Origin of the sequence: Craurococcus roseus (genome assembly GCF_039523795.1) — a bacterium.
In the GTDB taxonomy this organism is placed as follows: domain Bacteria; phylum Pseudomonadota; class Alphaproteobacteria; order Acetobacterales; family Acetobacteraceae; genus Craurococcus; species Craurococcus roseus.
In genome coordinates this window covers 1-14094 of record NZ_BAAAFZ010000069.1, presented here as the reverse complement: position 1 = coordinate 14094, position 14094 = coordinate 1, and the positions used below count along the sequence as shown (strand labels likewise).

Sequence of the window (14094 nt, the reverse complement as noted above, 5' to 3'; positions counted from 1 at the left end):
CGGGGGCACGGGGCGCCCGGCCCGCAGCGCTTCGGACAGCGCGGGGCAGCCTTCCGGCTCCACGGCGACCACCTCGGCGCCGCCGCGCCCGCCGGCGTGCCACGCGGCGATGCCGCCGATCAGCCCGCCGCCGCCCACGGCCACCAGGAGGTGCGTCAGCTCCGGCGCGTCCTCCTCGAACTCCGCCGCCACCGTGCCCTGCCCGGCCAACACCTCCGGCTGGTCGTAGGCGTGGACCAGCAGCGCGCCGGTTTCGGCCGCGCGCCGCTCGCTCGCCAGCCGCGCCTCGTCGTAGGCCGCGCCGCCCACCACCAGCTTGGCGCCGTAGCCGGCGATCAGCGCGCGCTTCGCCGCGGCGGAGATTTCAGGGACGAAGACCTCGGCTCGGACGCCGAGCGCCCGCGCGGCGCAGGCGACCGCCGCGCCGTGGTTGCCGCCGGAGGCCGCCACCACGCCGGCCGCGGGCAGGGCGCCGGCGGAGAGCATCCGGTTGAAGGCGCCGCGGGGTTTGAAGCTGCCCGCCACCTGCAACTGCTCGAGCTTCAGCGCGACGGGGTGTGGCAGGCCGAGGTCCGGCCCGGCCAGCCGCAGCACCGGCGTCCGGCGCACGCGCCCGGCGATGCGGGCGGCCGCGGCGGCCACGTCGGCGCGGGTCACGGGCAAGTCGCGGGAAGCGGCGGGGTTCGTCATGGCGCGCGGGGAGTTGCACGTCCAAAAAATCGGCGCAACCGCGGCGTGCTTGGATCGGCCGGCGGTTTCTGCCATGGTCCGCTGTACCGTTTCGGTGGCGCAGGAATGCTGCTCCATGCCAGTTGCGTCGCCCGTGGGGCGGAGGCCGTGCTGCTCCTGGGTCCGCCCGGGTCCGGCAAGTCCGACCTCGCGTTGCGCTTGATCCAGGGCGGTTGGAATTTGATCGCCGACGACCAGTGCCTGTTGCGGAGCGAGGGGCCGGCCTTGCGCGTTGAGGCCCCGGCGGCGCTGCGGGGCATGCTGGAGGTGCGCGGGTTGGGCATTTTCGAAGGCTTGCCGATGGCGGTGCCCGGCGACGCGGTGCTGCGGCTGGCGGTGCGGCTGGTCTCGGCCGAAGCGGTGCCGCGCCTGCCCTCCCCCGCCCTGTGGCGCGGCCCCGACGGAGTGGCCCTGCCCGAGGTGGCGCTGGACGCAGGCCCTTCCGCCCCGGCGAAGGTGGCCTTGGCGTTGGACGCCGCCGTCGGCCGCGTCCGTCAACGGGCGGGGGCCTTCGCGTGACTTCCCCCTCCCGACGACCCGCCCGGCCCCGTCCGGTCGTGCTGGTGACCGGGCTGTCGGGCGCGGGCAAGGCCTCCATCCTCCGAGTGCTGGAGGATCTCGGTTTCGAGACGGTGGACAACCCGCCGCTGCACACCCTGGAGGAGTTGGTGGGCGACGGTGACCGGCCGCTCGCGGCCGGCGTGGACACCCGCACCCGCGGCTTCTCGCCGGGGACGGTGCTGCTCGCCGTGGAGCGGCTGCGGCTGCGGCCGGACCTCACCGTGAGCCTGGTCTACGCCACGGCCGAGGACGCCACCCTGCTGCGCCGCTACACGGAAACCCGCCGGCGGCACCCGCTGGCGCCGAACGGGCGCGTGCAGGACGGCATCGCCCACGAGCGCGCGTTGATGGAGCCGCTGCGGAACGCCGCGGACCTGGTGATGGACACGACGGACCTGCCCTCGCCGGAGCTGCGCCGGTTGGTGGAGCGGCGGTTCCGTCCCGACGGCGCCCCCGGCCTGTCCATCCTGGTGCAGAGCTTCGCCTTCCCGCGCGGGCTGCCGCGCGACGCCGATCTGGTGTTCGACCTGCGCTTCCTGCGCAACCCGCACTACGACCCGGCGCTGCGCCCGCTCACCGGCCGGGACGCGGCGGTGGCCGCCCACGTGGAGGCGGACCCGGATTTCCCGGCCTTTTGGGCGCGACTGACCGGCTTCCTCGACCCGCTCTTGCCCCGCTACGTGGCGGAGGGCAAGAAGTACCTCACGGTGGCGCTCGGCTGCACCGGGGGCAGGCACAGGTCGGTCCTTGCGGCGGAGCGCTTGACCGCCCATCTCCGTCGCTCCGGCTGGCAAGCCGACGCGAACCACCGCGAATTGTCACCCGGAACAGGGGACGTGGCACCTTCCGGCCGTAGCGCCGGGCCGCGCGATGCGCCGGCCCCAGAAGGTTCGCCCGCCGCCCAGCAAGAGGGTCGGGAGGCCCTGTCACGCATCCCATGATCGGACTAGTCCTGGTCACCCACGGCCGCTTGGCCGAGGAGCTCCGCCTTGCGATGGAGCACGTGGTCGGCCCGCAGCGCGCGGTCGCCACCGTCTGCATCGGCCCCGACGACGACGTCGAGGATTGCCGGCAAGTGATCCGCGACAGGATCGCATCCGTCGAGCAGGGCGACGGCGTCGTTGTGCTCACCGACATCCTCGGCGGCACCCCCTGCAATCTCGCCGCATCGCTCGCCGACAAGGAGCACGTGGACGTCATCGCCGGCGTCAACCTGCCGCTCCTGGTGAAGCTGGCGAAGATCCGCGGCTCCGAGCGGCTGGCCGACGCGGTGGACCACGCCGCCGCCGCCGGCCGCAAGTACATCTCCACCACGGGCTGCAAGGCGGACGGCGCCAACGGCGCCGCGCCGGCTTGCTCCGTCAACGGCGCGGCGACCAACGGCGCCGTCCCGAACGGCAAGGGCGGCGGCGGGACCGGCGGGACGTGAGCGGCGGGCCCGAAGCAGCCGGCGCCGGCCCGGCCACCGATGCCTCCCCCATGGCGCTCCGCCGTTCGGTGCGGATCACCAATTCGCGCGGCCTCCACGCCCGCGCCGCCGCCAAGCTGGTGTCGGTGGCGGAGCGGTTCTCATCCAGCGTGAACGTCACGCGGGATGGCGAAACGGTGCCGGCCAACTCCATCATGGGCCTCATGATGCTGGGCGCTGGCGTCGGCAGCGAGATCACGATTGAGGCGGACGGGTGGGACGCCAAGGAAGCGTTGGAAGCGGTGGCCGGGCTGGTCGAGGCCGGCTTCCATGAGGACTGAGCGGCTGGAGGCCAAATCGTCCGAACACGCGCGCCGCGACGGCGGCAAGCGCGACGCCTCGGCAGGGCCGCCGCGCAAGGGGCGCGAGACCGCCTTCCAGGGCATCCCCATCGCGCCTGGCGTCGCCATCGGGCCGCTTTACGACACCGCCGAGATGCCGGCGGAGACGCCCCGCCGCACCATCCCGGCCTACGCGGTGGAAGCCGAGCGCGCCCGGCTGGCGGAGGCCGTCGCGCTGTCCCGCAAGCAGCTCGGCAAGCTGAAGAGCAAGCTCGCGCTGCTGCCCGACGAGGCGCAGCACGAGCTGGCGCCGCTGCTCGAAGCCTACGTGATGATGCTCGGCAACTCCCGGCTGCTGCGCAACGCCCGCAAGCGGATCGAGAGCGAGCGCTTGGCCGCGGAAACCGCGGTGCTGGACGAGTCCGAAAGCATCGCCGCCGCCATCCTGGCCGCCAAGGACGACGACAAGGGCGGACTGTACCGTCGCGCCGCCGAGGTGCGGGAGATCGCGCGCCGCCTGATGCGCAACCTCACCGCCACGCCCTTCCGCTCCCTGAAGGACGTGCCGGAGGGCTCCATCCTGGTGGCCGAGGCGCTGACGCCGGCCGACGCCGCGCTGCTCGACCCATCGCGGATCGCCGGCGTCGCCACCGAGGAGGGCGGCGCCGACGGCCACACCGCCATCATGCTCCGCGCTCTCGGCATACCCTCCGTGCTGGGCTGCGCCGGCCTCACCCACGACGCGGCGCGCGGCGTGCCGGCGGTGCTGGACGGCACGACCGGGACGGTGGTGCTCTGGCCGGGCGAGGCGGCGCTGGAGCGCGGGCGCGAGTCGCTGGCGGCCTTCGCACGGGAGCGCGCCAAGCTAGCCAAGCTCCGCCGCCTGCCGGCCGTGACCACGGACGGCGAGACGGTGGAGCTGCAGGCCAACCTAGAGATCCCGGCCGAACTGCCGCTGATCGCCCAGGCGGGCGCGCAGGGCATCGGGCTGCTCCGCACCGAGTTCCTGTTCATGAACCGCGAGGACCTCCCTGGCGAGGAGGCGCAGCTTGCCGCCTACACCCAGATCGTGGAGGCGATGGGCGACGATCCCGTCACCATCCGCGTGCTCGACTGGGGCGGCGAGAAGGACATGGAGGCGCAGAACTCCGGCATCGCGCCGACCCACGGCGGGCCGAACCCCGCGCTAGGGCTGCGCGGCCTGCGGCTGCTGCTGAAGCGGCCCGAACTGCTTGAGGCGCAGTTCGCCGCCATCCTGCGCGTGGCCGACCGCGGCAACGTCCGCGTGCTGCTGCCGCTGGTGACGAACCCGGCCGAGGTGAAGCAGGCGCGCGAGATCCTGGAGCGCGTGGCGCGCCGCCTGCGCCGCCGCGGCGAGCGGCTGCCGGAGCGGCTGCCCGAGGTGGGTGTGATGATCGAGACGCCCGGCGCCGCGCTCGCCGCCGACGCCATCGCGCTGGAAGCGGACTTCTTCGCCATCGGCACCAACGACCTCGCCATGTACACCCTCGCGGTGGACCGGGCGGAGGCGGAGGTGAGCCACCTCTACGACCCGCTGCACCCCGCCGTGCTGCGCCTGATGCAGTTCGCCACGGAAGCGGCGCTGCGCCTGCGGATGCCGGTTTCCGTTTGCGGCGAGATGGCGGGAAACCCGAAGCTGGTCCCGCTGCTGCTGGGCCTCGGCATCCGTTCGTTCTCGATGAACGCGGGGTCCATCCCGCGCGTGAAGCAGGCGGTGCGGGCGCTCGAGATCGGCGACTGCGCCCGCTTCGCGCGGCGGGTGATGGAGCAGTCCGACCCGGCGCGCATCCGCGAGTTGGTGACGGAGTTCGCGGAAGGAGTGGCGGCGAAGGTTTGATGCGCCGGCGGCCCGCAGCGCCGATCAGCCTCACCGCGGGGCTGCTGGGGGCGTCGCTGGCCGGCGCCCCCGCTGCGTCGCAGACGCGCAACGTCGGCCCGGGTGTGCCGGACCGGCCGGAGCGCATATGGCCGCGTCCCAGCGGCGAGGATTACGTTCTCGGCGGGTTGCAGCAGGGCAAGCTGCAATTGGACGTCGTCGGCCCGCGCGACGGCCGCGCGCGCTACGGCGTCGGCGGCACCGAGCAGTTGCTCGCCGGCTGGCTGCTCGTGCCCTACGGCTTCGCGCTGCGGGGCGCCACGCGCCTCGAATCGGCGCCGCGCTTCACACCGGACCCGCCGGCGCGCGACCACACGGCGTGGCTGGAGGAGCTGTACCTTTCCTGGACCGGCGGCCCCCTCGAACTCTTCGGCGGCAAGTTCCACCCGCGCTTCGGCTTCGCGTGGGACCGCGGGCCCGGCCTCTACGGCACCGATTTCGCCCGCGAGTACGAGTTGACCGAGAAGTTGGGCTTCGGCGCCAGGCTCTACCTGTCGGACTTCATCGGCCCGGCGGAGCGGATCGGCAGGCACACCCTGCAATTCGAAGCCTTCCACGCCGACAGATCGGTGCTCTCAGGCGGCCTGTTCGCCCGGCGCTGGTTCGAAGGCGAAGCGGCGGACGAGCGGCGCGCCGATCCAAGCCTCGTCGGCCGCATACCGGAGCGGGTCCCGCGCCTGTTCTGGCGCAACAGCCGCGGGCTCGGCAGCCCCGACAACGCCTCCGGCCTCGCCGGCCGGGTGCTCTCGCTCGGCGGCTTCGGCGTCCCCACGCCGATCGGGCCGATCGGCTACACCCTCGCGTGGTCCGAACGCGAGCCGGGCGAGGACGCAACGGCCGTGGGGCGCGGCGCGAACGAACAAGGTTATGTGGCCGGCGCCTTCGGCAGCTTCGCGCTGCCCGGCGACGTCGTCGTCGCGCCGATGGCGGAGTGGGTCCGGCTGGATCGGGAGGGCGGCTTCCGCGGCCGCAGCGCCGAGTGGTTGACCGCCGGCGTCCAGGCGCGGCGCGACGCTTGGTCTTGGTCGTACGCCTGGATGGGCAACCGCGAGGCCGACGCGCCGCGCGGCGAGCGCGGCCTGCGCTCCCAACACACCGCCAGCGCCACCTACGCGTTGGGGTCGTTGACCGACGCGCCCGTGCTGCGGGGGCTGTCGCTGACCTTCGCATGGCGCCAGCTCCGGCAGAAGCTGGAAGGGCGGAGCAACGACTTCGGCTTCGCGGTGAGCTGGGAGCGGCAGTTCTGACGCCCGCCGCGCCGCGGGTCGGAGAGTTCGCGGTTGGACGGCGGCAGCGCGCGTTTGGTGCGCCGCCGGAGTCGCCGTAAGGATGGCCCGGTGCCCCGCCTTCTGCAGCCCGCCTTCGCCGCTTTCCTGTTGACGCCGCCGCTGCTCCTGTCCGCCGCCCCGCGCGCGGCGGCCCAGGAAGAGCCGATCACGCTGGCCGACGACCCCTTCGAGATCACCGACCCCATCGCCGCCCCGCCCGGCGAGGCCGAGTTGGCCGTCGTCGGGTCCTACGCGCGTTCGCGCCGCGGGCGCGTCCGCAACACGGCGGGGATCGATACGGAGTTGGAGGTCGGCGTGGCGCGGAGGCTCTCGCTCCGCTTCGGCCAGATCGGCGATTACGGCAACCTCGACGTGCGCCGCAGGCTCGGCTTCGCCACCGATAGGACCGGCGCGGCCGACGACGGCAGCCAAGGGCCGAACTGGGGCGGCGCGACGGTGCTCGGCGCGCTGTACCAGCTCGCCGAAGAGCACGGCGCCGTGCCGGCCGCCGCCTTCCAAGGGCGGGCGCGGATGATCTACGGGCCCGGCAGGCCGGCCTATGAGGCCGACCTCGCCGCGCTGTTCGGCAAGACCTTCGCGCGCGACGGGGGGCTGCAGCTCGGCGTCAACCTGAACCTGGGTTGGGTGGCGCGCATCGATCCGCTGCCGAGCGAGCGGCCGAACCGCGTCTTCGTCAACGCTTCTATCGGGCAGGCGGTCAGGCACGACACGGCGCTGGTAGCCACCTACGCGAGGGAGCAGCAGGAGCGCGGGCAGCGGGATTTCAGCTTGGTCCAGGTAGGCATCCGCCACCGCTTGCCCAACGGGCGAACGGTGCTCGGTCTGGCCGGGGGCGTCGGGACCAACCGGGACTCGCCGCGCTTCGAACTCGCCTTCGCCCTGCAATGGGCGTTCGGAGTGGGCGGGCGCTGATGGGGTGCGGTTGGGCCGGACGTCGGCCCTAATTCAACGCCCCGCTCTCCAGCGCTTCGCGCAAGCGCGCTTCCATCGCGCGCGCCAGCTTGCGCGCGGCGATCCAGTCCACCAGCAGCCCGTCCAGCGGGATGTCCACCCCGTGGTGGTCGAGCAGGCGGCGCAGCAGCAGCCCGAAGCGCTCTTCCAGCGGCTCGGACAGGTTCGCGGGGTCGACCGCCGCGCGCGGCCAAGGCGGCAGCAGCCGCGGCACGCGCAGGTGCTCCGCGACCGGCACGATCGGCAGCCAGTCGCCGTGGCCGGGGCAAGGGCGGTATTCCTCCGCCACGCCGGGGTGGCGCGCGGCGAAGCCGCGGAACACCGGGTTGTCCTCGTGCAGCACGAAGTCGTGCATCAGGAAGTAGCGGCAGTTCTCGCGGCCCATCAGGTAGTCGTGGACGCGCAGCTCGCGGCCGAAGAAGCCCAGGAAGGCGCCCATGCCGCCGGTCGCCAACGCCGCGCCGCCGTGGCGCTGCTTCCCGTCGCGTTCCCGCCGGGCGGTGAGGAGGAAGCGGCTGGACACATCGGGGTCCAACGCCAGCAGGAGGTCGGAGGTGGCGAAGCGCCCCTGGTCCATCCAGGCGGCGGCGAGCCCGCCCAGCACGCCCAGCATGTCGCGCTCCACGGGCGGCGGCGGGTCGCAGCGCGGCACCGCGGCGCAGGGATCGAGCAGCAGCACGGCGGCGTCAGCCTCCTTCGGGTCGCGCGGGTTGGAACCGCCGAGCCCGGACAACGCCGTCCGCACCAGTTCCACAGGCTGGTTGTTCAGCGCGCCTCCGTCCACACAATCGAAGCCGTAGGGAAGGTCGCGCCGCACCGGCGGATCGAGCGCGTCCCAGGCCGGCCGGCGCAGCGCGATGCGCGGCGGCTGCCCCTTTTCGCCCGGCAGCACGACGCCGCGCCAATCGTAGTCGGCGACGGGGCGGCGGAGGCGCCGGGCCGGGAAACAGCCAGGGAAGGCGGACGTGGCCTTGGTGAATTCCGAGAAGCGCTCCCAGTCCGCGGGGCCGAGGACCGGGCACTCGTCGCCGCGCAGGCCGGGGGCGCCGTCCGCGCCGCCGCCTTCGCCGGTGGGGAAGGCGAAGAGGGCGTGGTCGGCGTGGTCCACGTAGTGGCTTGACCGGGAGCGCCCGGCGCCGTCTGGGCCGAAGTCGATGCGGTACGGGACGCCGCGCAGGTTGGTCAGGGTGAGGGCGACGCGGAGCGGGTCGGCCAGCCAGGCGCGGCGGCGCGGCCGCATGTCCCCGTTCGGCCACCCGAGGACAACACCGGCCGCGGCCTCCACCGCGGCGCCCGACAACAGCGACGCCGGCACCGACCCGGGGGCGGACAGGTCGGACGGGTCCAGCATCCGCGCCATGTCGAGTTCTTCCACCCACGCGCGCCAGAAGGGGTTGGACCGGTTGGACTTGGCGCCGGCATCAGTCGCGTGGGGGAAGTCCCAGCCGGCCGCGCGCGCGAGCAGCGCCGCGCAAACGCCGCCGCCCGACGCCCCGCCGACCACGCCGAGGCGCATTTCGTGGTCGGGCACGGTCGGGCGCCCGTCGCCGCGCTCGCGGTCCTCGCGCTTCTTGTCTTCCCAGAGGTCCAGCGCCTCGACAAGGAAGTCGAGCGCGCCCGCCGTCCAGGCGCCCGCCGAGACGGTGCCGTTGAGCACCAAGCCCAACCGGAAAACGCCGTCTTCGCGCGGGACCAAGGGCAGGCGCAGCCGCGCCTCTGTCGCAGCCGCGTCGAATCCCGTGTCGGCCTCGGGCATCCTGCCCCCTTCCCTCCCGCGCCGGCCGGTTCGGCCAGGAACGTTTCAGCACCGGGACACGCTATCCTGGCGGCGGGCGCCCGGACTGTGCGATCGGTCACTGCGGAGTTGGACGCCAGGCTCCGGGGGGCCTTTCAGCCGCGCATGTAGTGGCGCTCCGGCCGGTAGTGCCGCTCTTCCGCCCACCAGCGGCGGAGCGCGCCCGCCGCGGCGCGGAAGCGGCAGGACAGGCCCCTGGGGGCGGCCGGCGCGGCGCGGCGGTGGCGGGCGCTGTTTTCATGGCGCAGGGGGGTGCGGAGGGGCATGGCGGTCTCCCGGAGAGGATCGGGACGCCCCCGGACGAGGCCCGGTTCGCGTCGATGCCGGGAGGATGCCGTCCGCCGCGGCACCAAGCTGTGCCCCGGCTCACGCGTTGAATTTCAAGCTCCGGCTACGGAATATTGTCTCATTGTTGTCATCACAAAGGCGAGATTGAGGCATGGAGTGACGCAGCGCACATGCTTTCGCGCCTTGCAAGTGGTGGAATGCATTCGGAATCCGAGGACCCGCCCATGTCGAGCACCACCCTCCAGGCACGCGGCGACCGGCCCGGGACGCAGCAGCATCGACCGGTCGGCCAAACGGCGCCGCCGCCGCCAGCGGCGGCTCCGCCGACGGGCATCGCCAGCCTTTCCTCGCTGCGCCAACTGCCCTTCTTCGCCGGCGTGCCGGACGAGGCGTTGGCCGCGCTCGCCGCGCGGGCCCGGTGGCAAGTCTACGCGCCGGGCGAGGTGGTGGTGGACTCCGGCGATCCTACGGACGAGGTGTTCTTCGTGGCCGAGGGCGCCGTGCGCGTCGTGGTGCGCACGGCGCTCGGCTACGAGGCGATCCTGAACGACCTCGGCGCGGGCAGCTTCTTCGGCGAGTTGGCGGCGATCGACGGCGTCCCGCGCTCCGCCAACGTCACCGCGCTCCAGCGCACGCGCGTCTGCGCGGTGCCGGGGCCGGCCTTCATGGACGCCGCGCTGGCCTCGCCGGTCGCCGCGCGGCGGCTGCTGCGCCTGCTGGCGTCGCGCCTGCGGGCCAAGGACGAAAGGCTGCTCGAATTCATGGCCCTGCCGGTGCGCCAGCGGCTGATGGCCGAACTGCTCCGCTTGTCGCGCGACCGCGGCGGCGGCGAACGCGCGTTGAGCCCGCCGCCGCAGCAGCACGTGCTCGCCGCCCGCATCGGCACGCGCCGCGAGACGGTGTCGCGGGAGATGGCGGAGATGGCCCGCTCCGGCCTGTTGACGGTCGGCCGGCGCGCCATCGTCCTGCACCGCCCGGACGCGCTGCAGACCGAGATCGAAACGCGCCTGCGCGGACCGGGCTGAACGGGACGGGGCCGCTGCTCACCGGCGAACGGAGCGTGGACAGGCCGGCGACCCGGCGCCATCATGGCGCCGGGCGCGCACGCGTCGTCGGGGCCACGCATTCCATGGTCGAGCGCCGGTACGCCACGATCCTGTTCTGCGACCTCGCCGGCTACACGGCGCTCTCGGAGCGGCTGGACGTCGAGGACCTCCGGGACATCCAGGCGCGCTACCAACGGCTCGCGGCGGACGTCATCGAGCGCTGGGGCGGCTTCTTGGCCTCTTTCCAGGGCGACGGCGTGCTCGCCTTCTTCGGCTACCCGGCTGCCCACGAAACGGACGCCGAGCGCGGCATACGGGCGGCGTTGGAACTGGTCGAGCGCGTGCCGGCCCTGGGCGGCCATGCGGCGCAACGCGGTCCCGCCCGCCCGCCTATGTGCGCCCGGGTCGGCCTGCACACCGGCTTGGTGGTGATCGGGCCGGACCCCGCCGAAGCCGCCACCGGCGGGCACGGCGCGGTCGGCGAGGCCATCAACCTCGCGGCCCGCCTGCAGGCCGGGGCGCCGAACGGCTCCGTGGTGGTGAGCCGCGAGACGCTTGAACTGGTGGAGGGCGTGTTCGAAACCGAGCCGCTCGGCCCGTGGACAGTACGCGGCCTTTCCCGCGTCGTGTTCGTGCATCGCGTCCTGCGGGCGCGGCCGGGCGCCGACCGGGGCTGGAACCGTTCCCGGCGCGGCGCCACCCGCTTGGTGGGCCGCGACGCGCCGCTGCGCGAGCTGCTCGGCCAATGGCGCGAGCTCGCCGAGCGCCGCGCCGGGTGCAAGGTCGTGCACATCCTAGGCGAGGCCGGCGTGGGCAAGACGCGGCTGGTGGCGGAACTCTGCGAGCGGGCGGAGGCCGAAGACGCGTGGACGTTGCAGGCGAACTGCCTGGAGATCTTCGCCAACACGCCGCTCTACCCCGCCGCCAGCCTGCTCTGGTCGCGGACCGGCTTGACCGCGGACGAGGCCAAGGCGCACGGCCGCGCCAAGATCGCCAAGTTCCTGCACGCCTTCGGCCGCGCGGCGGCGGAGGAGGAGGTGGACATCGCGGCCGGGCTGCTCGGCCTCCCCGGCGCCGGGCCGGACGCCGCCGACGCCGCGCCGTCGCCCCTCATCAAGCAGAAGCAGTTCGCCCTGCTCGCCTCGCTCTTCGAACGCGGTATGGGCGACCAGCCGACGCTGCTCTGGGTCGAGGACGCCCACTGGATCGACCGCTCCTCGGCCGAGCTGCTCGCCCACGTCGCCGAGCGCTTCGCGGAGAAGCCGCTGCTCATCGTGCTGACCCTGCGGTCGCCGTCCGAGAACGCCGGCCTGCTCCGGGCGGACGCAACGATCCGCCTGGAGCCCTTGCCGCTGACCGACTGCCTCGAACTGGCGCGCGCGGTGCCCGGCGCCCGGGCGCTGCCGGACGGGACGCTGCTGCGCGCCGCCGAGGCCGCGGACGGCATCCCGCTCTTCGCGGAGCAGCTCACCCTGTCGCTCATCGACCAGAGCGCCGGGAAGGGCGGGGCGGGGACCGCGGCGGGCCCCGGGGAAGCGGCCGCGCTGCCGCTCACCCTGGCCGAGATGCTGTCCGAGCGCCTCGACCGGCTGGGCGATACGCGGGGCATCGTGCAGGCCGCGGCCTGCGCCGGCAGGGCCTTCGCGCCGGGCCCGCTCGCCAACCTCCTCGGCCTGCCGCGGCCCGCCGTCCTGCAAGCGCTGGACGCGCTGGTGGAGGCGGAGATCCTGCGGCGCCGGTGCGACGGGGCGGAGGACGTGTACGAGTTCCGCCACGCCCTGCTCCAGCGCGTGGCTTACGAGTCCATGCTCGGGAGCGAACGGCGCGCGATGCACGCCCGCATCGCCGACGCGCTGCGCCGCGGCGAGAGCGTGGGCCCGGTGCTCCCCGGCATCCTCGCGCACCACCTCACCGCCGCGGGCGACCACACGGCCGCGGCCCGGGCGTGGCTGGAGGCGGGCGTCGCGGCGGCGCGCCGCTCGGCGCACACCGAAGCCGTCGGGCACATCCGCGAAGGGCTGCGGCTCCTAGACCACGTGGCGGAGCCGGAGCTGCGCCGGCAGCTGGAGGTCGAGCTGCAGGCGTCGCTCATCGGCCCCCTCGCCGCGCTGCACGGCACGTCGTCCGCGGAGCTCGCCACGTGCTGCCGCCGCGGGCTGCAGCTCTGCATGGACGGCGAGCCCACGGAGCAGGTCTTCCCCTTCCTGTTCGGCCTGTTCACCATCTCCCTGGCGCGGCACCGCATCCGCGAGGCGGTCTCGCTGGCCGAGCTGTTCGTCTCCGTCGCGGAGCGCAAGGGGTACGAGCCGGGCCGCGTCGTGGGCCACCGCATCCTCGGCATGGCCCTGATCACCTCGGGCGAGCCGCGGCGCGCGCGGGAGTCGCTGGAGTTCTCGCTCGGCCTCCACCCGCCGGACCAGGAGTTCGTGGACATCTCGACCTTCGGACAGGACGCCCGGGTCCACGGCGCCGCGCTGCTGGGCATCGCCCTGTTCTGCCTCGGCGAGGTGGACGAAGCGGTCCGGGCCATGCTGGGCGCGATGCGGTCCGCCGAAGCGCTGCGCCACCCGTATTCCCTCGGCCTGGTGCTCGGCCACGCCTGCTGGCTGTTCGGCCACCTCGGCGCCTCCGAGGCCCAGATGCGCGAAGCGCGCCGCCTGATCGCGCTGTCGGAGCAGCACCGCCTCGGCTTTCTCCGCACCCACGGCGAGGCGCATTTCGGCTGGGCGCTGTGCCGCCAGGGCGACCTGGCGCAGGGGAGCGCCGTCATGGAGCAGGCCATCGCGGCCTTCGACGCAGCCAACAACAACGTCGGGCTCGTCCGCTACATCGCCAGCCTGGCTGACGCGCGGCGCCGCACCGGCCGCCTTTCCGAAGCCGAAGCGCTCCACGCGCGCGCCCTGCGGATGGTCCGCGAAGGCGGCGAGCTGTGGTTCGAGGCGGAAGCGATGCGGATCGGCGCGTTGATCGCGCGCGACGCCGGCGGGCGGCGGGCGGAGGAGGCCGAGACCCTGCTCCGCGACGCCGCCGCCCGCGCGCGGAAACGCGGCATGCCGGCCTTCGAGCTCTGGTGCCTGCTCGACCTGTCGCGCCTGCTCGGCCCGTCGCGGCCCGACCCCGCCGTCGCGGCGCGCGTCGCGGAGCTGTCGCACCTGCAAGACCTGGAACGCCGCGCCGCCGAGGCGTTCAGGCTGCACGGGTACGGCGGCGGGCGGCGGGCGGAGTTCGGCGCGCGCCGGCCCGAGCACGCGCCGCGGGGCGAACCGGACGGGACGCGCCGCCGGGCGCCGGACGCCTGAACGGCGGCGCGGGAGCCGGCGTCCCCGCGGCCGCTCACTCCGCGTGCCCCGCGCGCAGCAAGCCCAGGCGCTCGACCTGACGCGCCAGCTCGGCTTGGCCGCGGACGCCGGCCTTGCTGAACACCCGCTGCGCATGTGTGCGGGCGGTGGCCACGGAGAGCCCGAGCGACTGCGCGACCTCCGGCAGCCCCACGCCCCACGCGGCGCGGGCGGCGACCGCCGCCTCCGCTTCGGTCAGGCGGTAGACCCCGCGGAGGCGGTGCCGCAGCGCCGCGTCCGGGGCGGCGCGCTCGGGGTCGCTCAACAGCAGCAGCACGCCAGGGCGGGGCGCCTCCTCCCGGCCGGCGCGCCCCGAGAGCGGCACCGCGTGCAAGGCCAGCGCGGCGCGCCCGGACGGGCGCGGCACCGGCAAGGCGCCCTCCACGCCGCCGGCGGCGGCGTCGTAGATCGCGGCGAGCAGGGTCGGCGGCGGATCGGCGGCGGATCGGCG

At 74.4% G+C, this 14094-nt stretch carries 12 protein-coding genes and 1 pseudogene; 9 read left to right on the top strand and 4 right to left on the bottom strand.

Translation table 11 applies throughout. The features are described 5' to 3' along the window. Positions 1-657, bottom strand: a 657-nt coding sequence (locus ABD067_RS20855; RefSeq protein ID WP_343897321.1) for a pyridoxal-phosphate dependent enzyme, incomplete at its 3' end; no start/stop codon positions are given. Between the two features lie 138 nt (positions 658-795). On the opposite strand from ABD067_RS20855, the gene ABD067_RS20850 reads away from it, so the two are divergent. The 7 genes from ABD067_RS20850 to ABD067_RS20820 all read left to right on the top strand — a co-directional run bounded on the left by ABD067_RS20850 (position 796) and on the right by ABD067_RS20820 (position 7137). Continuing rightward, the gene (locus ABD067_RS20850; RefSeq protein WP_343897320.1) at positions 796-1248 is read left to right on the top strand and encodes an HPr kinase/phosphorylase; all 453 of its coding nucleotides are present in this window, start codon (positions 796-798) and stop codon (positions 1246-1248) included. Beyond that, entirely contained in the window at positions 1245-2231 is a 987-nt protein-coding gene (gene rapZ, locus ABD067_RS20845) for an RNase adapter RapZ (RefSeq protein ID WP_343897319.1), read from the top strand. The genes ABD067_RS20850 and rapZ overlap by 4 nt, the downstream gene beginning before the upstream one ends. Continuing rightward, positions 2228-2719, top strand: coding sequence for a PTS sugar transporter subunit IIA (locus ABD067_RS20840; RefSeq protein ID WP_343897318.1), 492 nt, complete (start codon positions 2228-2230; stop codon positions 2717-2719). The genes rapZ and ABD067_RS20840 overlap by 4 nt, the downstream gene beginning before the upstream one ends. Before the next feature lie 50 nt (positions 2720-2769). Next, positions 2770-3039 (top strand): HPr family phosphocarrier protein, encoded by a 270-nt coding sequence (locus ABD067_RS20835; protein WP_343897340.1) that lies wholly within the window; start codon positions 2770-2772, stop codon positions 3037-3039. Next, positions 3029-4897 (top strand): phosphoenolpyruvate--protein phosphotransferase, encoded by a 1869-nt coding sequence (gene ptsP / locus ABD067_RS20830; RefSeq protein ID WP_343897317.1) that lies wholly within the window; start codon positions 3029-3031, stop codon positions 4895-4897. Before ABD067_RS20835 ends, ptsP begins: the two co-directional genes overlap by 11 nt. Then, positions 4897-6183 (top strand): hypothetical protein, encoded by a 1287-nt coding sequence (locus ABD067_RS20825; RefSeq protein ID WP_343897316.1) that lies wholly within the window; start codon positions 4897-4899, stop codon positions 6181-6183. Before ptsP ends, ABD067_RS20825 begins: the two co-directional genes overlap by 1 nt. A 90-nt stretch (positions 6184-6273) precedes the next feature. Beyond that, entirely contained in the window at positions 6274-7137 is an 864-nt protein-coding gene (locus tag ABD067_RS20820) for a hypothetical protein (protein ID WP_343897315.1), read from the top strand. Positions 7138-7165: 28 nt separating this feature from the next. On the opposite strand, the gene ABD067_RS20815 is transcribed toward ABD067_RS20820, so the two are convergent. Next, a complete protein-coding gene (locus ABD067_RS20815) occupies positions 7166-8932 on the bottom strand; it encodes a hypothetical protein (protein WP_343897314.1) in 1767 nt (588 codons plus the stop codon). Between the two features lie 134 nt (positions 8933-9066). Continuing rightward, entirely contained in the window at positions 9067-9237 is a 171-nt protein-coding gene (locus tag ABD067_RS20810; protein WP_343897313.1) for a hypothetical protein, read from the bottom strand. A gap of 246 nt (positions 9238-9483) precedes the next feature. Here ABD067_RS20810 and ABD067_RS20805 point away from each other — a divergent pair, with 246 nt between their 5' ends. Both ABD067_RS20805 and ABD067_RS20800 read left to right on the top strand, forming a co-directional pair. Next, entirely contained in the window at positions 9484-10284 is an 801-nt protein-coding gene (locus tag ABD067_RS20805; protein ID WP_343897312.1) for a Crp/Fnr family transcriptional regulator, read from the top strand. Between the two features lie 104 nt (positions 10285-10388). Beyond that, positions 10389-13604, top strand: a complete 3216-nt coding sequence (locus ABD067_RS20800; RefSeq protein WP_343897311.1) for an ATP-binding protein — start codon at positions 10389-10391, stop codon at positions 13602-13604. Positions 13605-13638: 34 nt separating this feature from the next. Here the strand turns inward: ABD067_RS20800 and ABD067_RS20795 are convergent. Continuing rightward, positions 13639-14094: pseudogene (locus ABD067_RS20795) on the bottom strand (LuxR C-terminal-related transcriptional regulator); the annotation flags it as partial.